Source organism: Nocardioides sp. JCM 18999, from assembly GCF_055391175.1.
Genome location: NZ_AP043887.1, coordinates 1,665,010 through 1,682,600, shown reverse-complemented (window position 1 = coordinate 1,682,600; position 17,591 = coordinate 1,665,010). Strand labels below are relative to the sequence as shown.

Genomic DNA, 17,591 nt, shown 5'->3' with positions numbered 1-17,591 from the left:
AAGTCGTGACCCCACATAGCGGACGGCAATCACAGGGAGGGCCGCCAGGCGTCGGAGGTGGTGAGACCGAGGCTGCTCTCGAGCGCGGCACCGAGGTGGAACACCGTGGTGTCGTCGTACGTGCGACCGACGATCTGGACGCCTGTCGGCACGCCGGCCGCGCCGATGCCGGACGGCACCGACAGGACGGGGCAGCGTCCGATGATGTTGAACGGCATCGTCATGACCGCGTCGTACATCGAGACCGGACCCGAGTCGTTCGGGATCAGGTCTGCGGCGACGCGCGCCTCGGCCGGGATCCGGGGAGCCGCGACCGTCGGCGCCAGCAGGGCGTCGTAGGTCTCGAGCAGCTCGGCGAGCGGACGGTAGAACTCCACCTCGCCGGTGAGACCGGCAGCGTAGTCGCGCGGCACGATCGCGGCCCGGGCGAACTCCTTGGTGTAGTCCATGACCAGGTCGGCGACGGCCTCGTCGAGGACCTGCCCGGCGAACGCACCCATGCCGGGGCCGAGGTGGGTCCAGGCGATCTCGAGGATCTGCTCCCGGGTCCACGGCAGCGTGACCTCGTCGACCGTGACCCCTGCGGCGCGCAGCGCGTCGGCGGCGGCCCGGGTGTTCGCCACGACCGCGTCGTCGAGGAGGTAGTCACCCAGGTTGAGGCAGAGCGCGACCCTCATCCCCGCGACGACGGCGGGACTGCCGAGCTGGCCCGGCTGCGTGGGCAGCTCCAGCTTCGGCCGCAGGGTCGCGGGGTCGCCGACCCACGGTCCGGCGAGCACGTTCTGCAGCAGTGCCACGTCGGCGACGCTGCGTCCCATCGAACCGTCGGAGCAGTAGTAGTCGAAGTTGAACGGGGCCAGACCGGGCACCCGTCCCGCCGGCGGCTTGAAGCCGACGACGCCGCACTGCGAGGCCGGGATCCGGATCGAGCCCCCGATGTCGGAGCCGGTCGCCAGCGTCGACATGCCCGCGGCGAGGGCCGCACCCGCCCCGCCCGAGGAACCACCGGGGGTGATCTCCAGGTTCCACGGGTTGCGGGTGACGCCCCACAGCTTGCTGTGGGTGACGACCGTGCAGCAGAACTCCGGCATCGTGGTGCGGCCGTGGACGACCGCCCCCGAGTCCAGCACCCGGTCGACGACCGGGTGCTGGAGCGGCGTGGTCTGGCCCTTGAGGAGCAGCGATCCACCCTCGATGGAGCGGCCGCTGATCACGTGCTCCTCCTTGAGCAGCGTCGGCACGCCCTCCAGGGCCCGCGGCGCGGGGCCGACGCCGGCGTAGCGGCGTTCGGACTCGCGGGCGGCGTCGTACGCCTCGTCGAGCATCTGCTCGGTCAATGCGTTGACCTGGGGCTGGGTCTTGTCGGTCTGGGTGGCCACCGCGTCGAGGAGCTCGACGGGGGAGAGGTCACGCGACCGGAAGAGCGCGAGCGCCTCGGTGGCGCTCAGGTAGGCGAGGTTCATCCCTTGGCACCGATCTTCGCGGCCCACGGGTAGTACAGGTAGTTGATCGACGGGTCGACGCCGGTGATCTTGTCGCCGAGCCACACGCTGGTCGGGAACGAGTAGATCGGCAGCCACGGCAGGCCGTCCATGGCGGCCTTCTCGGTCGCCTCGACCGCGCCGGTCCGGCTCGCGTCACCCAGCGGGGTGGCGACGGCGGTGTTGGCCAGGTCGTCGTACCCCGGCGCGGTCCATCCGCCGTAGTTCGAGAACGAGAACGAACGCAGCGCGGCGAGGTTGTCCATCGGGTCGGCGATCGAGGCGTACCAGGCGGTCAGGAAGAGGTCGTACTTCGCCCGCGCCTTCGGGTCGGCGAAGAGTGCGCCGTACTGGTCGGGAGCGATGGTCTCGATCTTGGCCGTCATCCCGATGCTCTTGGCGGCGTCGGCGATCGCGGTGGCGATCACGTCGGCGGCCTGGAACGCGGGCGTGGACGCGATCACGATCTCTTTGCCGACGACACCGGCCTCCTCGGCGAGCTTCTTCGCCGCGGTGGGGTCGAACGTGTACGACGGCAGCGCGGCCTTGCGGTCGGCGACCTCGCTGTCGGAGGCGCCGGCGGCGGTCCACACGGAGTCCGGGACGATCGAGTCGGCGACCTCGCCGACACCCTGCTCGGCGGCCTGGAGGATGCCCTCGCGGTCGATCGCCATCAGCAGTGCCTGGCGTGCCTTCGGGTCCTTGAGGGTGCCGGTGGTGTTGACGATCTCCGAGATCGTCGAGGTGTTGAGCCCGTAGTAGAGCGAGCCGGGTGCGCCGGCCTTGAGCTGAGCCTGGGCGTTCGCGGGGATCGACCAGCCGCCGTCGACCTCGCCCGCCGTCCAGGCGTTGACCCGGGTGGTCGGGTCGGAGAGGAAGACGAACTTGACCGTCGCGGCCTTCGCCTTGAGGTCGGCGTCCCAGTAGTCGTCGTTGCGGGTCAGCGTGATGTTGTCACCCGGCGTCCAGGACTTGAACGCGAACGGACCGGTGCAGTTCACGCCGGTGGTCGCGTTCCCGTAGTTGGCGCCGGCGGCCATCATCGTCTTGGCGGACTCGACGGTGCCCGCGGCGGTGGCCATGTACTGGTTGAACAACGAGTCCGGGTACTTGGTCTTGACGGTGACCTCGTTGTCGCCGGTCTTCTTGATCGACGCGACGTTCATGTACGCCGCGCCCCAGTACGAGCCGAAGGCGGCGTTGGTGTTGGCGCTCAACGAGAACACGACGTCGTCGGCCGTCATCGGGGTGCCGTCGTGGAACTTCACGCCCTGGCGGATGGTGTAGACCCAGGTGGTCGGGTCGGGGTTCTCGACCTTCTCCGCCAGACCGGGCGAGGTGCTCATGTCGGAGTTCAGCCGCAACAGCGACTCGCAGACGTTCGAGAGCACCGTGTTCGGCGGGTAGTCGTAGGCGTAGAGGTAGGCGAGCGAGAACGGCTCGGCGTAGAGCGACCAGGTGAACGAGTCGATGTCGCCGGTCGCCTTCGGCGTGGTCGCGGTCAGCTCGTAGGCCTTCCCGGAACCGCCGGACTTGTCGGAGTCGTCCGAGCTGCCCGAGCAGGCTGACGTGGTGAGCGCGAGGGCGAGCAGGCCGACGGCAAGGGGTTTACGCATGGTCGTTCCTCCGGGTGTTGGGTACTGCGTGGGTGGTGCTGTCATGGACGAGCTCCCCGCCGACGTACGTGCGGATGACTCGGGTCGAGGCGATCTCGTCCGCCGGGGCGGCGAACGGGTCACGGTCGAGGACCACCAGGTCGGCGTGGTAGCCAGGCCGCAGGTGTCCGGTGCGGTCCTCCTGGTGGTTCACGAAGGCGCTGCCCGCGGTGTAGGCCGTCAGGGCCTGCGCCAGCGTCAGCGCGTTCTCGCTGAAGAACGCCGGCGTGTCGAGGTCGGGGTGTCGGCGGGTGACGGCGACGTGGATGCCCTCGAGCGGGTCGGCACTGCTGACCGACCAGTCACTGCCGGCGGCCAGTCGGGCACCGGCGTCGGCCAGGGCGGCGAACGGGTACTGCCAGGCGGCCCGACGATCGCCGAGGAACGGGATCGTCAGGTCGTCCATCTGCGGCTCGTGGCAGGCCCACAGCGGCTGCATGTTCGCGGTGGTGTCCAGCTCGCTGAAGCGTGCGATGTCGTCGGGGTGGACCACCTGGAGGTGGGCCAGGTGGTGCCGGTTGCCGGACGGGCCGTTGGCCGCACGGGCCGCTTCGACGGCATCGAGCGCTTCCCGCACCGCCCGGTCACCGAGGGCGTGGAAGTGGACCGAGAAGCCCTCGGCGTCGAGCCGGGTCACGTAGGTGAGCAGCGCGTCGGGGTCGACGAACGACAGCCCGGAGTTCTCCGTGGCGCAGCCGCACCCGTCCAGGTACGGCTCGGTCATCGCGGCGGTGTAGGTCTCGGCGACGCCGTCCTGCATGATCTTGATCGCGATCGGCCGGAACCGACCCTCGACCCCGGTGGCGCGGCGGGCGACCAGGCCCTCGACCTGTTCGATCCCGGCTTCGCGGTCCCACCAGAGTGCGCCGACGACGCGGGCCTTGAGCTCGCCCGTCTCCTCGGCACGGCGGTAGGCGTCGAAGAGGTCCGGCATGCCGAAGACGGCGCCGACGGCGGCGTCCTGCCAGGACGTGATGCCGAGGGAGAAGAGGTACTGCTGGGCGACCAGCAACCCCTGGTAGGCGTCCTCGAGACCGGCGGCCGGAGCGTGCTGGACGACCAGGGACATCGCACCCTCGTGCAGCGCACCGGTGGGGAAGCCGTCGGCCTCGCGCTCGATCCGACCGTCGACCGGGTCGGGGGTGGAGGCGTCGATGCCGGCGATCCGCAGCGCCGCCGTGTTGGCCCAGGCGCCGTGGCCGTCGCGGTTGGTCAGGATGACGGGCCGGTCCGGCACGATCGCGTCCAGTGCCTGCCGGGTGGGAACGCCGCCGGGGAAGAACTCCATCTTCCAGCCGCCGCCGAGGATCCACGGCGCATCCGGGTTCGCCGCGGCGTAGGTGGCGATCCGCTCCAGGCACTCCTCGGCGGACTCGGAGCCGTGCAGCTCGCAGCGGATCATGTTGATCCCGGCCATCACGGGGTGGACGTGGGCGTCCTGGAAGCCCGGCAGGAGCAGCCCGCCGTGGACGTCGACCACCTCGGTGCCGGCTTCGGCCAGGGCCAGCACCTCAGCCTCGGAACCGACCCAGGTGATCAGTCCGTCGCGCACCGCGACGGCCCCCGGGATCGAGGACTCCTGGCCGGCGCTGAACAGCCGGGCGTTCACGAAAACGGTGTCCGCGACCACGGTCTCAGATGTGCTCAATGTGATCTCCCTCTCAGATCTCAGCCCGTAACCTAAGCGTCAGTTTCGCTTTAGTCAACGCCATTGACCAACTCGTTGACTAACGAGTTGACTAGGGTGTGCGCACCACTCCAGGGAAGGGGCACGGCATGGCACGGAGCACGTCCGGGAACGGACGGCGGCGAGGCGATCTCAGTCGCGAGGTGATCATCGAGGCCGCGACCGTCGTCGCTGCCGCGGGGGAGAACATCACCTTCCGTGCGCTCGGGGACGCCCTCGGCTCCGACCCGACGGCGGTGTACCGGCACTTCAAGGCCAAGGACGAGCTCGTCCGATGCGTCTACGACCAGCTGATGCTCGGCGCGGTCGAGCGCCTGGACAGCTCAGCGAGCTGGCGCGAGCAGATCCGGCAGCTCGCCGTGATCGCGTGGGAGATCAGTGAGCAGCACCCCTTCATCGGTCGCGATGCCCACATGCTCACCACCGGCGGGCCGGGCGAGCTCGCGAACATCGAGGTGATCCTCGAGCAGCTGCTCTCGATCGGCCTGGACCGTGACGAGGCGGTCCGCTACTACGCCGTGATCGGCGGCTACGTGCTCTCGGTCGCCTCGACGCTCTCCGCGCGCCGGATCAGCGAGCCGGACGTCGACTTCGGCAGGCCCACCGCCTGGCTGTCCGAGCTGGGCAGCATCGACGCGGGGCGCTACCCGGCCATCGCCCAGACCCGCGAGTCGCTGGCGGAGCTGGACATCTACGGCGTCTCGCTGATGGGTGTCGAGGTGCTCCTCGATGCCGCCGAGGCCGCCGCTGCCCGCTCCTGAGCGAGTCAGTTCCCGCTGCTGCTCGCGCTCGGCGAGGGGGTGACGGTGACCGTCACGGTCGGCGCCGGCGTCGGGGTCGACGTGAGAGCCTCGGACGCTGCGGCGAGCGCACTCTCCAGGGCCGACACGGTGGCCGCGTCGACCGTGCCGGTCGGGTCGACGCCGAGCGCCTTCTGCGCCTTGGTCAGCGCCTCGGTGAGCTCAGGTGTCCAGGTGCCGTCGACCGGTCCGTCCCAGTAGCCCAGCAGCGTGAGCGTCTGCTGGAGGGCAGCGGTGTTCGCCGTCGCCTCCTGGGCGGCGGCCCCGCCCTGGGCGAGCAGGTCGGCCGCGAGCGCGTCCTGGCTGGCCTTGTCCAACGTGCCGGTGACCGGGAGCTGGTGGGCCTGCTGGAGGCTCTTGATCGCCGCAACCGTCTCGGGACCGTAGATCCCGTCGACCTCGCCGTCGTAGTAGCCGGTGGAGGCGAGGGAGGTCTGCAGTGCCGTGGTGAAGGCGCGCACGCTCGCCTCGGCCCGCTGGGCCTGGTCGTCGCTGAGGCAGCCGGCGTCGGCAACGAGAGCCAACCAGGAGAGCTCCAGCGCGACCGCGGCCGCGTTGAACTCCTCGGCGGCCTCGTCGAGCGGGGTCTGTTCGGAGATGCCGTCGGCGGCGGTCTCGAACGCCGCCTCGGCCGCGGTGACTCGGCTGACGCTCGAGGCCGGGGCCAGGGGAGTCGGTGAGGGCGTCGTCGCGTCCTGCGTCGCGGTCGAGGTGGCGCCTGCCTGCAGGCTCGCCAGCTGCTGCTGCGCGGTGACCAGCTCCGCCTGGGCGGCCGCGAGCTCCTGGTTGGCTGTCACCGCGGCCTCGGCCTCCGACATCGCCACGTCCTGGGGGTCCTCGAGATCTCGCCCGGCGGTGCGGACGTCACCGACCGTCGGTGCGGTCGCATGCAGCACGTCGCCGTACCGATCCAGAGCGGTGATGTAGGAGGCCGCAGCGGTGCAGAAGGCCTTCGAGGCGGTGTCGAGAGACGACTGGGCGTCGGCGACCGCCTGCTCGGCATCGCTGACGCGAGCCTCGGCCCGCTTCAGCGCGACGTCCGAGTCCGACCCGCCGCAGCCGGTCAGCGCCAGCGCGAACGCCAGCCCGACCCCACCCAGAACCACACCGTGCTTGGGCACCCCGTGCCTCCTCGATCAGTGGTCGCGCAGGATGGTGCCGTAGCCCTCGACCTTGTCGTCCATCCCGTGCTCGCGCATCGCGTGCCACAGCGTAGCCGCGTTGATCGCGACGATCGGCTTGCCGCGCTCGGCCTCGAGCTTGTCGGCCAGGTCGATGAACGAGAGGTTGGTGCCGACCTGGACGATCGCCTCGACCTCGGGACCGTCCAGCTCGTCGACGACCTCACGCAGTCGGTCGTCGGGGACCTTGGCGATGTCCATCGCGGTCGGGCAGCGCAGACCGGTGATCGCGTGCACGTCGAACCCGGCCTCGGTGAAGAAGCGGCCGACCTCGCGGTCGGCGACCGGCTGGTAGGGGGAGAAGACGGAGATCCGCTTCACGCCGAGCGTGCGCAGGGCCTCCCGGCACGAGCTGGCGCCGGTCGTCACCTCCAGCCCGGTGGCCTTCCTGATCCGCTGCTCGAAGGCGGCGTTGCCCTCGACGCCGCCCCAGAAGGTCTCGGCGGACATGCCCATCACCATCCGGTCCGGCTCCGCGGTCAACGTGTCGCGGATCGCGGTGTCGATCGAGCCGCGGATCTGGACCAGGAGCGCCTCGAAGCCGGCATCGCCGGAGATCGTCGGGTCGGCGATGTACATCGAGCCGGCCCGGTAGGCCACGCCTTCGACCCCGGCGCGCCAGTAGTCGTGCTCGACGACCGTGTTGGTGCTGGGAACGATGACGCCGAAGAGCGCTCGGGGAGCGACAGCGTTGGTCATTTCACCTCAATTTCAGCTAGGTGCAGGTCGGCCGCGCGGTGTGCACGGGCGCGTCCGGTGGGTTGGTCGAGCAGAAGCGCGTCGACCAAGAGCGGGGAGACGATCGCCGCGACCATGTCGTCGGCGACCCGGCGCGGCACCCGCGCCGAGGCGAGGACCGCGTGGAACGGGGCGACGAGGTCGGAGACGTAACGGTGCCGGAGCTCCGCCGCCTCCGCGTCCTCGCCGGCGGAGGTGGTGAGCGCCCGCAGGAACGCCGCGACCGGCTTGTCCCGCAGACGGTTGCACAGCAGGTCGACCTCGGCGTGCAGGTCCTCGGCCAGGGAGCCGGCCGTGGCGCGCGGGGCGGTGTGCGCCACGTCGATCAGGGCGGCGAGGACGTCGGTCGGGGTGGCCCAGTGCCGGTAGATGGTCGACCTCGAGACGCCGGTCGCCTGGTGGAGGCGCTGCGCGGTCAGGGCCGAGGCCCCCTCGGTGAGGAGCAGGTCGAGGGCGGCGGTCAGGACCACTTCGGTGGTGTCGCTCGCCGGTCCGGCGGGGCGTCCGATCTTTGGCACGGAGTAAACGATACAAGATGTTCCGGTTATGTGATAGTAATACATCCTGTACCGGAAAATTGGTTCCAGATTCCTGAGGAGAAGACATGCGCCCCCATGTTGAGACGATCGATGAGAAGGACCTTCTCTTCCACATCGCCGAGTTCGAGCACGCCACCGGCACCGCGAAGCAGAAGAACCTCTGCTACGACGAGGAGGACGGCTCGGCGTCGCTGAAGGTCCACTTCACGAGCGACTGGTCCCGTCCGGCCGGCTACCACGCCGCCGAGACCGAGTGGTACGTCCTCGAGGGCGAGGTGAAGATCGGTGACACCGTCCTGCGCGCCGAGGGTTACTGGCACGCCTCCATCGGTGTGTGGACCCCCGAGCTCGAGGTCAAGGAAGGCACCGTCGTCCTGCTGTTCCGCGAGTTCGGTGACTGGACCTTCACCCCCGCGACCGAGGACGCGATCGGCGTGCGCGAGGACCAGAAGCTGATCATCATGCAGACCGCCGAGATGCCGTGGATCGACGTCGTCGACGGCAGCCCGATGCGCTTCGACCTCGGCGGGACCCCCGTCCCCGGTCTCTACATCAAGCTCCTCCACCGCGACGAGAAGACCGGTTTCTACACCCGTCTGATCAAGGCGAAGCCGGGCTGGGTCGAGCACCCGCTCGCGCACCACCCCTGCAGCGAGGAGGCGTACTGCCTCGAGGGCGGGTTCAACTACAGCTTCGGCGACATGTGGCCGGGCACGTACTTCTGGCGTCCGCCGCTGGTCCGCCACGGTGACTTCACCGCGCACGAGACCATGGGCTGCACCTGGATCCTGCGTTCGGACAGCGACCTCGTCGACTGGTACACCGACGACGCCAAGATCGAGATGCAGGGCACCCCGACCAACTGGGGCCCGGACTTCCCGCACAGCATCGCGCCGCAGCCGGTCCAGCCGGTCCGTTCGCGCAGCCTCGGCAAGTGGGAAGACCCGACCTACCAGTGACGCACCCGGTCAGGGTCCGGCCGGCAGGCTGACCTCGACCACCAGACCCCCGGCGGGACGCGGCCTCACGGCCAGCGTCCCGCCGTGGGCGTTCACGATCCGTTGCACGATCGCGAGCCCGAGGCCGACCCCGACCTGCTCGCCGTGCACCCGGTCGGTCCCGCGCCGGAACGGCTCGGTCAGGGTCGTCACGATCCCGGGGTCGACCTGTTCCCCCGTGTTCTCCACCGTCAGTACGGCGACGCCGGACTGAACCCGCGTGCGCACCCGGACCTCGCCGTCGTCGACGTTGTGCACGATCGCGTTGTGCACCAGGTTCATCGTCATCTGGCCGAGCAGCGCGGCGGAGCCCCGGACGACCGCCACCCCGCCGGCGTACTCGAGCGTCACCCGGCTCCGCTCCGCCAGCGGGAGGAGCGACTCCACCGCCTCGTCGACGGTGAGCGACAGATCCACGTCCTCCCACGCGAAAGCGGCGGCCGCATCGGCCCTGCTGAGCATCAGCAGTGCCTCGGTGAGATCGATCGAGCGTGCGTTCAGGGACGCCAGGCGCTCGATCAAGGCATCGACGTCCCGGGCGGGATCCTTGGCGGCGACCTCGAGCAGCGTCTGGGTGATCGCCAACGGCGTGCGCAGCTCGTGGGACGCGTTCGCGGCGAAGCGTTGCTGCTCGGCGACGTGGTCCTCGAGGCGGGCCAGCATCGAGTCGAACGCGTCGGCGAGCTCGCGGAACTCGTCGTTGGGTCCCGGTAGCTCGATCCGGTGGGAGAGCGACCCGGTCGCCGCCCGGCGGGTGGCGGCCGTGATCGGGACCAGGGGAGCGAGCATCCGACCGGCCAGCAGCCATCCGCCGATCAGTCCGACCAGGAGCAGCGCGAGCAGCATCCAGGCGGCCTTCGGCGCGAACGCCTCCCACAGGTCGGAGCGTCCCGGGATGAAGATGCCCGGGATCCCGGCGTTCGGATCGTCGACCCGGACGGCGTCGCGCGGCACGTAGCGGAGCAGGAACACCCAGACCACCGAGATCAGGCCGATGCCGGCGACCATCAGGAAGACGGCATAGCTGAGGGCGAGCTTGAGCCGGACGCTCGCGCCCGGGCGCCTAGGCATCGATCCGGTACCCGACGCCGGGAACGGTGGCGATCACCGCCGGCTCCCCGAGCCGTTTGCGCAGCGCCGAGACGGTGATCCGCACCGCGTTGGTGAACGGGTCAGCGTTCTCGTCCCACGCCCGCTCGAGCAGCTCCTCGGCACTCACCACGCCCCCTTCGGCACTGACCAGCACCTCCAGAACAGCGAACTGCTTCCGGGTCAGCGCCACGTAACGCCCGTCGCGGAAGACCTCCCGCCGGAACGGATCGACCCGCAGGCCGGCGATCTCGCGCACGGGCGGTCGGCTGTGCCCGCGCCGCCGGTCCAGGGCACGGAGGCGGAGCACGAGCTCGGCCAGCTCGAACGGCTTCGTCAGGTAGTCGTCGGCGCCGAGCTCGAACCCGCTGGCCTTGTCGTCGATCCGGTCGGCCGCGGTCAGCATCAGGATCGGCATCCCCGACCCCGAGGCGACGATCCGCCGTGCGACCTCGTCGCCCGACGGTCCGGGGATGTCGCGATCCAGCACCGCGAGGTCGTAGGCGTTGGTGCTGAGCAGCTCGAGCGCCGTGTCACCGTCCCCGGCGATGTCGGCGGCGATCGCCTCGAGGCGCAGGCCGTCCCGGATCGCCTCGGCCATCAGGGGCTCGTCCTCCACGATCAACACGCGCACCGTCCGATCCTAGGCAGGAGGCACCTATCGTCCGCGTATCGATTTCCGCATACGCCCTGGCAACGCGGCGCTCGGTGGACTGGAGCCATGATCCTGCGACTCCTCCCTCTGGTGCTGTGCCTCGCCGGGTGTGCGGCGGTACCGGCGACCGTGGCGGCGCGGCCCGCGGGCGGCCTCGACCCCGGACTCCAGCGGGCCCTGACGGCGGCCACGGCCGCAGCCGCCCGCGACGGGGTGGAGATCACGGTGACCAGCGGCTGGCGGTCGAGGCGCCACCAGGCGCGCCTGTTCGCCGAGGCGGTGACGACGTACGGATCGGAGGCGGAGGCGGCTCGGTGGGTGGCGCGGCCCGGTACCTCGGTGCACGAGGCGGGCCAGGCCGTGGACGTCGGCCCCGACGCTGCCGAGGAATGGCTCGACACCCACGGCCGTGCCTACGGGCTGTGCCGGATCTACGCCAACGAGCCGTGGCACTTCGAGCTCCGCCGCGGGGCCGAGCGCAACGGCTGCCCCACCCCCTACACCGACCCGACCCAGGATCCGAGGTTGCGATGACGCCCGAGTACAGCTGGTGGTTCTCCTGGCTGGCGCCGTACCGCGGCGACCTCGCTCAGGTCGCCCTCTTCCTCCCCGTCGCTCTCGCCGCCGTGATGGCACTCGCGGTGGTCCGCCGGTGGCGTGGACAGCCCGCCGGCCGGGCGTGGGGTCGGTCGTTGTGCGAGGTGATGATCGTCCTGGGGACAGCGCCCTTCATCTGGCTCACCCTGCAGCCGGGCAGCGAGCCCGGCCGGGTCGGTGCCGTCAGTCTCGCGCCGCTCGAGGACCTGCAGACGATGCCGCCGTACCAGGTGGTCGGCAACCTCGCCGTCTTCGCCGCCCTGGGGTTCTTCGGCCCGCTCCGGTTCACCGCGCTGCGCTCGGTGCCCCGGGTGCTGCTGGTCGCCGCACTGGGCTCGATCGCCATCGAGACGGCCCAGTACGTGCTCCGGATCGACCGGGTCTCCTCGGTCGACGACGTGCTGCTCAACACGGCCGGCGCGGGCCTGGCGGCGATCCTCGCCGCGCCGGTGTGGGGCCGGACCCGGATTCGTCGGCCGACTCTGGAATGCTGAGCGCTTCACCGTGGTGGTGACGGTCGCAGCAGGAGGTGTGGATGAGCGAGATCGCGGGGGAGCTCACCCGCGTCAACGACGCGTTCTCCCAGCCGACCCTGACCCTGCTCCACCAGCGTCAGGCACCGGTCGTGATCACGATCTTCCGGGCGGCCTTCGGGCGCAACAACCGGCCGATCCCGACCGCGCGACTGCACGTCCAGGTCGACGAGCACCTCGCCGAGTTCCGGCACGCCGGCGAGACCGATCTGCCCAGCGGGACCGGGCGCGAGATCTGCCAACGCTGGATGCGCGGCCAGTGGCTGGTGCGGTCCTTGGACGAGCTCGGCAACGAGGTCTACTCCCTGACCTCCCACGCCCAGCAGGCACTCGAGCTGGTCAAGAACCTCGCCCGGGACCGGGCCACGCTCAGCGAGCACCGGATCGCGACGATCCTCGGCACCGTCCGTCGGTTCAACTCCGAGGCCAACCCGGACCGGACGACGCGGGTCTCCATCCTCAACGCCGAGATCGCCCGGCTGCAGGCCGAACGGGACCGGCTGGTCGACGGCGCCGACATCGTCAGTGCCACCGAGGACTACATGTCCGAGGGATTCACCGAGCTGCTCTCCCTGATCTCGGCGCTGCCGAGTGACTTCGCCCGGGTCGAGGAGCGGTTCGCCGGGATCCGCGGCGCCGTGCTGGCCGCCTTCCGTGCCGAGGACCGACCGGCCGGTGAGGTGATCGACGACTACCTCGCTCGCGCGGACGCGCTGATGACCGCCACCCACGAGGGCCGCGCCTTCGAGGGGGCCTTCGCCCTGCTCCGCGACGACGCCCTGGTCACCCAGCTGCGCGAGGACCTGAACGCGCTCCTGGACCACCCGCTCTCGGACCGCATCCTCGGCGAGGCCGAGCGGACCGAGCTGCGCGGCACCGTCCGGCTGGTCCGCGACGGTCTCGACCGGGTCCTCACCCAGCGCTCCCGGGTGACGGCCACGCTCAAGGAGTACATCGTCTCCCACGACACCGCGCGCGACCGGGAGCTCGAGCAGACCCTGCGCGCGGTCGAGTCCGAGCTGATGACCTGGTTGGCCACGACCGGGCCGCGGGCCACCCACGAGATCCAGCTGCTTCCGGCTCGGGCGAGTGTCGACCACCTGCGTGAGCGCTTCTACGACCCGGCCGACGACCTGCTGCCGGACCGGATCGAGGTCGCCGACCCCAACGACGCACCGCCGGTCACCCTCGCCGAGCTCAAGGGCCAGGGCGGACCGCAGCTGAGCACGCTCCGCGACCGGCTCGACGCCACGTTGACGTCGCTGACGCCGGCGGGGTCGCTCGGCGAGCTGTTCGACTCCCTCGAGCCCTCCCTGCGCCGGCCCGTCGAGATCTTCGGTCTGCTCCACCTCGCCGCCGATCGTGGGTGGTCGAACGAGGAGGCCACGGAGGCGTTCGCGACCATCCGCTCCGACGGCTCCCGCCGTGCGTTCGCCCTGCCCCGCACCCCGTTGCCCGACCCGGACCTCCGAGGAGGCGAGACTTCCGCATGACACTCGACAGCGACGTCACCGACGTGACCGAGACCAACGACGTCATCGACGACCCGATCTCCCTGTTCGAGGGTGACGAGGGCGGGCTCGAGTTCGGTCAGCGTCACGCGCTCGTGACGCTGCTCAAGCAGCGCTTCATCAGCGCCCGCACCCACCCGCGCGACTGGGCCGTCCTGGTCGACCACGAGCGGGTGCTGCGCTCCCGGCTCAACGACCTCTTCCTCGACCTCCAGGTCGACCGCGTCCGCGAGGTCGCATGGAAGCGGCAGGCGACCTCGGAGACGGGCTCGCGCTTCCCGACGCTGCTGCACGACACCGCCTGGACGCGCGAGGAGACGGTCGTCCTGATCCACCTGCGCGACCGCCTCCGCGCCGGCCTGGCGACCGGCGACGTGAAGGTCTACGTCGACCGCGACGACATCGTCGAGTACGTCGCCAGCTTCCGGCCGCTGCACGCGACCGACGAGGCGGGGGACGAGAAGCGCGCTCGCAACGCCGTGGCCAGCATCGTCAAGACCGGACTGCTCATCCCGGCCGGCAGCGAGGACCGGTTCGAGATCAGCGAGGCGGTCGAGTCGCTGCTGCCGCTGGAGCTCCTCCAGGAGCTGTTGGAGTCCCTGCAGCGCGCCAACGGCGCCGACACGTTCGTGGTGGTCGACGAGCCCACCGGTCTGTTCGAGGAGTGAACCAGTGACGATCGACGGACTCTTCGCCCGCGAGGTCGTGGCCACGCCGGCCGACGACACCATGCAGTGGCGCGCAGCGCTGCTCCAGCTGGTCAACTGGGGCGGCTTCGGGGGCCTCACCACCGTGCCCCTGCGTGGCGACACCACGATGATCTCCGGCGCCTCCGGGGTCGGCAAGAGCACGATCCTCGACGCCTACACGGCCCTGATGATGCCGTCGGACACCAAGTTCAACGGCGCTTCCAACGACGCCGTCGCCGGCCGTGCCCGCGGCGTGGGCCAGCGCAACCTGCTCTCCTACCTGCGCGGTGCGGTCGACGTGATCGACGACCCGCGCACCGGGCGTCCCGTGGAGAAGCTGCTGCGCGGCAAGGGCGCCGACACCTGGGGCGCGGTCGCGATGACCTTCGTCAACGACGAGGGCGGCCGGTTCACCGTGCTGCGGACCTACTACGTCCCGCGGCGGGCGACCCGGTCGGGCGAGGTGCAGATGCAGCTCGCCACCTTCGACGGCCCGCTCCCGCTGGACACGCTCGAGGTCGCCGTACCCGAGCGGTTCCACGCCAACGTGCTGAAGAAGCTCTACCCCGGTGTCCGGGTGCACCAGACCTACGCCGAGTTCTCCGCCGTGCTCTACGCCCGGCTCGGGATCGGCGCCAACGGTGACGGCGCCAAAGCGCTGCGCCTGCTCGCCCGGATCCAGGCCGGCAACCAGGTCCGCAGCGTCGACGAGCTCTACAAGGACATGGTCCTCGAGCGGCCGTCCACCTATGCCGCGGCCGACCGGGCGATCGAGCACTTCGACGACCTCGAGACCGCGTACTCCGCGATGCGGACCGAGGAGCAGAAGCTCGAGCTGCTCAGTCCGATCAGCGGGCTGCACGACCGGATGGTCACCGGACGCCGACGCCTGGCGGAGCTGGACTCCTTCGGGGTCACGCTCGCCGGGGACACCCCGGTCCGGCTCTGGCTGCTCCGCACCCACCAGCAGCTGCTCCAGACCGCCGTGGGGGCGAACCGGCAGGCCCGCACGGCGGCGGCCGAGTCGTTGGCCGCGACCGCGGCGAGCGAGGCGTCCCTGCTCGGCGACCTCGAGACGGCCAAGGAGGCGCACCGCGCCGCCGGTGGCGGCACCCTGCAGTCGCTGGGTCTCGCCGTCGAGCAGGAGGAGGTCATCCGCGAGGACCGCCGCGGCCGCCGCACCGTGCTGCAGGACCGCCTCCTGCCCCTGGTCGACGTGGCCGACCGGAACGCGCCCGACCTGGACCACGTGCTGTCCACGGCGAAGCGCTTCGGCGCGTTCCAGGAGCAGGCCCGCGCCTGGCTCGAGAAGTCGAGGGAGGAGGCCGACGCGCTCACCCGGGAACGTGACCAGGTCCGTGACCGGCGGTACCCGCTCAACGTCCGCCAGCGTGAGCTGCGCGAGGAGCGCGGGTCGATGGAGAACCGCGCCAGCCGGATGCCGACCCGGATGCACGAGCTGCGCAGCGAGGTCGCCCACGCGACCGGTCTCGACCCGGACGAGCTGCCCTTCGTCGCCGAGCTGATCGACGTCGCCCCCGAGGAGAGCGGCTGGCGCACCGCGATCGAGACCGTGCTCGGTGCCTCGGCCCGGACGATGCTCGTGCCGCTGGACCGCTTGGGTGACTTCTCGGCCGCGATCGACGGACTGCAGCTGCGCGGACGGCTCACCTTCGAGGGCGCCGAGATCGACCTGCCCGACCTCGGACCGGCCGACCCCGAGCGGATCGCCGGGAAGCTGCTCTTCAAGGACTCGCCGTTCTCCGGCTGGGTGCAGGCCCACGTCGCCGAGCCCGGACGCAACGCTCTCTGTGTCGAGAGCGCGGCTGGCCTCGACGGTGCAGGGCTCCGGGTCACGGCTGCCGGTCAGACCCGCAACGGTCGGCGCGGGGCGCACGGGCGCGGCGACGTCCGGAACATCATCGGGTTCTCCAACGAGGACGCCCTGGCCGAGATCGACGTCGAGCTCGCCGCCCTCGAGGCGACGCTGGTCGGCTTCGACAACGACGTGGCGGAGATCGACCGGGAGCTCCGTGTCCTGGAGCGCCTCCGCGGTGCGTACGACGCCGTGGCCGCTGCCCGGTTCGACGACTTCGACGTCGCGGGCAGCGACGACCGGATCGCCGAGCTGGAGCGCCGCCGGACGGAGATCCTTTCGGCCGACGACCAGCTGCAGGTCCTCCAGGACCAGATCGACACCCTCGCCGCCTCGCTCGAGGAGGCGCGGCGCACCCGGTTCGGGCTGGAGCAGCGACAGCGGGAGCTCAACAACGCCCACGGCGAGCTGGTCGACTCCGAGGACCTCGTCAACGACCGGCTCGACGCGATGGAGCGTGCCGGACGGGTGGCGCTGACCGCCGAGCAGGACGCGGCGCTGGCTGAGGAGTTCGCTGCGGCGGCCGCCCCGGCCGACCCCGACGACCTGGACCGGTTCGTGGAGAACTCCCAGCGGATGGCCGAACGGCTCCGCAACGCGGTCGGGGAGGCTGACGCCGACATCCGCCGGGTCGAGGAGGAGCTCTCCGGGATCTTCCGGATGTACAAGTTCCAGTGGGAGTCCCCGAACCTCGGTGCCACCCCGGAGTCCTACCCGGACTACGCGCGCATCCTCGACGAGATCCGCGGGCAGGGCCTCGCCGCCCGGCGCTCGGAGTGGCGTCGCCGGCTCACCGAGTGGAGCGGGCAGGACCTCGTGCCGCTGGTCGGGGCGATGGCGGCGTCGATCGAGGAGATCGAGGACCGGCTCGAGCCGATCAACGCGATCCTGCGTCGCCTGGAGTTCGGTGCCTCGGGCGACCGGCTCCGGATCCGGCTGCGCCGGCTCACCCCGGCGCACGTCCAGGTGTTCCTCAAGGACCTGCGCAACCTTTCCTCGGGATCGACCTCCGAGCTGGCCGAGGCCGACCTGGAGAAGCGGTTCGCCGACCTGAGCCGGTTCATGCAGCAGCTGCGCAAGCCGTCCCAGGTCGGAGACGTCGTCGTCGCGACCACCGATCGCGACCGGCTCCTCGACGTGCGTCGCCACGTCGAGATCAGCGCCGAGCGGTACGACCACCTCACCGGTGAGCTCCGCGCCACCTACCGGACCCTGGGGGAGAAGAGCGGCGGCGAGAGCCAGGAGCTGGTGGCCTTCATCGTCGGCTCGGCGCTCCGGTTCCGACTCGGTGACGAGCAGCGTTCTCGGCCGCGCTTCGCGCCGGTCTTCCTCGACGAGGGCTTCGTCAAGGCGGACTCGGAGTTCGCCGGCCGCGCCGTGCAGGCCTGGAAGGGCCTCGGCTTCCAGCTGATCATCGGCGTGCCGCTGGACAAGGTCACCGGTCTGGAGCCGCACATGGACGACCTGCTGGCGATCACCAAGAACAACGCCACCCACCAGGCCTGGATCACCCCGCTCACCGACGGCTCCTGAGGCGATACTGGCGGGGTGCGACACGGCCC

The 17,591-nt window shown here is 70.8% G+C and carries 15 protein-coding genes; 7 read left to right on the top strand and 8 right to left on the bottom strand.

Annotated features, from left to right (window positions below):
• Positions 1–29 precede the first annotated feature (29 nt).
• From ACZ5J1_RS08195 to ACZ5J1_RS08185, 3 genes are read right to left on the bottom strand one after another with little or no spacing between them, the layout of a single operon-like run.
• Positions 30–1,463: an amidase gene (locus tag ACZ5J1_RS08195; protein ID WP_464564219.1), complete on the bottom strand. Its 1,434-nt coding sequence runs from the start codon at positions 1,461–1,463 to the stop codon at positions 30–32.
• On the bottom strand, positions 1,460–3,097 hold the full coding sequence (locus tag ACZ5J1_RS08190; protein ID WP_464564217.1) for an ABC transporter substrate-binding protein: 1,638 nt from the start codon (positions 3,095–3,097) through the stop codon (positions 1,460–1,462). Before ACZ5J1_RS08190 ends, ACZ5J1_RS08195 begins: the two co-directional genes overlap by 4 nt.
• Positions 3,090–4,784, bottom strand: a complete 1,695-nt coding sequence (locus ACZ5J1_RS08185) for an amidohydrolase (RefSeq protein WP_464564215.1) — start codon at positions 4,782–4,784, stop codon at positions 3,090–3,092. The genes ACZ5J1_RS08190 and ACZ5J1_RS08185 overlap by 8 nt, the downstream gene beginning before the upstream one ends.
• Before the next feature lie 128 nt (positions 4,785–4,912).
• Between ACZ5J1_RS08185 and ACZ5J1_RS08180 the strand changes: the two genes are divergently transcribed.
• A complete protein-coding gene (locus tag ACZ5J1_RS08180; RefSeq protein WP_464564213.1) occupies positions 4,913–5,584 on the top strand; it encodes a TetR/AcrR family transcriptional regulator in 672 nt (223 codons plus the stop codon).
• A 5-nt stretch (positions 5,585–5,589) separates the two neighbouring features.
• On the opposite strand, the gene ACZ5J1_RS08175 is transcribed toward ACZ5J1_RS08180, so the two are convergent.
• Genes ACZ5J1_RS08175 through ACZ5J1_RS08165 form a run of 3 tightly spaced genes read right to left on the bottom strand, consistent with a single transcriptional unit; the run spans position 5,590 to position 8,060 of the window.
• The gene (locus tag ACZ5J1_RS08175) at positions 5,590–6,744 is read right to left on the bottom strand and encodes a peptidoglycan-binding domain-containing protein (RefSeq protein ID WP_464564211.1); all 1,155 of its coding nucleotides are present in this window, start codon (positions 6,742–6,744) and stop codon (positions 5,590–5,592) included.
• 15 nt (positions 6,745–6,759) lie between these two features.
• The gene (locus ACZ5J1_RS08170; RefSeq protein WP_464564209.1) at positions 6,760–7,503 is read right to left on the bottom strand and encodes a maleate cis-trans isomerase family protein; all 744 of its coding nucleotides are present in this window, start codon (positions 7,501–7,503) and stop codon (positions 6,760–6,762) included.
• Positions 7,500–8,060, bottom strand: a complete 561-nt coding sequence (locus tag ACZ5J1_RS08165) for a TetR-like C-terminal domain-containing protein (protein WP_464564207.1) — start codon at positions 8,058–8,060, stop codon at positions 7,500–7,502. The genes ACZ5J1_RS08170 and ACZ5J1_RS08165 overlap by 4 nt, the downstream gene beginning before the upstream one ends.
• A gap of 86 nt (positions 8,061–8,146) precedes the next feature.
• Here ACZ5J1_RS08165 and ACZ5J1_RS08160 point away from each other — a divergent pair, with 86 nt between their 5' ends.
• A complete protein-coding gene (locus ACZ5J1_RS08160) occupies positions 8,147–9,040 on the top strand; it encodes a DUF4437 domain-containing protein (RefSeq protein WP_464564205.1) in 894 nt (297 codons plus the stop codon).
• A gap of 9 nt (positions 9,041–9,049) precedes the next feature.
• Here ACZ5J1_RS08160 and ACZ5J1_RS08155 read toward each other — a convergent pair whose 3' ends face one another.
• Together ACZ5J1_RS08155 and ACZ5J1_RS08150 are read right to left on the bottom strand one after the other, a co-directional pair.
• Positions 9,050–10,150 carry a sensor histidine kinase gene (locus ACZ5J1_RS08155; RefSeq protein WP_464564203.1) on the bottom strand — a complete coding sequence of 367 codons (1,101 nt, stop codon included), beginning with the start codon at positions 10,148–10,150 and terminating at the stop codon, positions 9,050–9,052.
• Positions 10,143–10,802: a response regulator transcription factor gene (locus tag ACZ5J1_RS08150; RefSeq protein ID WP_464564201.1), complete on the bottom strand. Its 660-nt coding sequence runs from the start codon at positions 10,800–10,802 to the stop codon at positions 10,143–10,145. The genes ACZ5J1_RS08155 and ACZ5J1_RS08150 overlap by 8 nt, the downstream gene beginning before the upstream one ends.
• A gap of 87 nt (positions 10,803–10,889) precedes the next feature.
• On the opposite strand from ACZ5J1_RS08150, the gene ACZ5J1_RS08145 reads away from it, so the two are divergent.
• From ACZ5J1_RS08145 to ACZ5J1_RS08125, 5 genes are read left to right on the top strand one after another with little or no spacing between them, the layout of a single operon-like run.
• Positions 10,890–11,357: a D-alanyl-D-alanine carboxypeptidase family protein gene (locus ACZ5J1_RS08145; protein WP_464564199.1), complete on the top strand. Its 468-nt coding sequence runs from the start codon at positions 10,890–10,892 to the stop codon at positions 11,355–11,357.
• Positions 11,354–11,914, top strand: a complete 561-nt coding sequence (locus tag ACZ5J1_RS08140) for a VanZ family protein (protein WP_464564197.1) — start codon at positions 11,354–11,356, stop codon at positions 11,912–11,914. Before ACZ5J1_RS08145 ends, ACZ5J1_RS08140 begins: the two co-directional genes overlap by 4 nt.
• A 41-nt stretch (positions 11,915–11,955) precedes the next feature.
• Complete coding sequence (locus ACZ5J1_RS08135) at positions 11,956–13,446, top strand: DUF3375 domain-containing protein (RefSeq protein WP_464564195.1); 1,491 nt, start codon at positions 11,956–11,958, stop codon at positions 13,444–13,446.
• Positions 13,443–14,132 carry a DUF4194 domain-containing protein gene (locus tag ACZ5J1_RS08130; RefSeq protein ID WP_464564193.1) on the top strand — a complete coding sequence of 230 codons (690 nt, stop codon included), beginning with the start codon at positions 13,443–13,445 and terminating at the stop codon, positions 14,130–14,132. Before ACZ5J1_RS08135 ends, ACZ5J1_RS08130 begins: the two co-directional genes overlap by 4 nt.
• A gap of 4 nt (positions 14,133–14,136) precedes the next feature.
• Positions 14,137–17,562, top strand: a complete 3,426-nt coding sequence (locus ACZ5J1_RS08125) for an ATP-binding protein (RefSeq protein ID WP_464564191.1) — start codon at positions 14,137–14,139, stop codon at positions 17,560–17,562.
• Positions 17,563–17,591: the final 29 nt, after the last annotated feature.

Bases quoted from the DNA above. Each gene is read 5' to 3' on its own strand.
- ACZ5J1_RS08160 (WP_464564205.1), top strand. From the start codon at position 8,147: ATGCGCCCCCATGTTGAGACGATCGATGAGAAGGACCTTCTCTTCCAC.
- ACZ5J1_RS08190 (WP_464564217.1), bottom strand. From the start codon at position 3,097: ATGCGTAAACCCCTTGCCGTCGGCCTGCTCGCCCTCGCGCTCACCACG.
- ACZ5J1_RS08170 (WP_464564209.1), bottom strand. From the start codon at position 7,503: ATGACCAACGCTGTCGCTCCCCGAGCGCTCTTCGGCGTCATCGTTCCC.
- ACZ5J1_RS08140 (WP_464564197.1), top strand. From the start codon at position 11,354: ATGACGCCCGAGTACAGCTGGTGGTTCTCCTGGCTGGCGCCGTACCGC.
- ACZ5J1_RS08180 (WP_464564213.1), top strand. From the start codon at position 4,913: ATGGCACGGAGCACGTCCGGGAACGGACGGCGGCGAGGCGATCTCAGT.
- ACZ5J1_RS08130 (WP_464564193.1), top strand. From the start codon at position 13,443: ATGACACTCGACAGCGACGTCACCGACGTGACCGAGACCAACGACGTC.
- ACZ5J1_RS08135 (WP_464564195.1), top strand. From the start codon at position 11,956: ATGAGCGAGATCGCGGGGGAGCTCACCCGCGTCAACGACGCGTTCTCC.
- ACZ5J1_RS08195 (WP_464564219.1), bottom strand. From the start codon at position 1,463: ATGAACCTCGCCTACCTGAGCGCCACCGAGGCGCTCGCGCTCTTCCGG.
- ACZ5J1_RS08145 (WP_464564199.1), top strand. From the start codon at position 10,890: ATGATCCTGCGACTCCTCCCTCTGGTGCTGTGCCTCGCCGGGTGTGCG.
- ACZ5J1_RS08155 (WP_464564203.1), bottom strand. From the start codon at position 10,150: ATGCCTAGGCGCCCGGGCGCGAGCGTCCGGCTCAAGCTCGCCCTCAGC.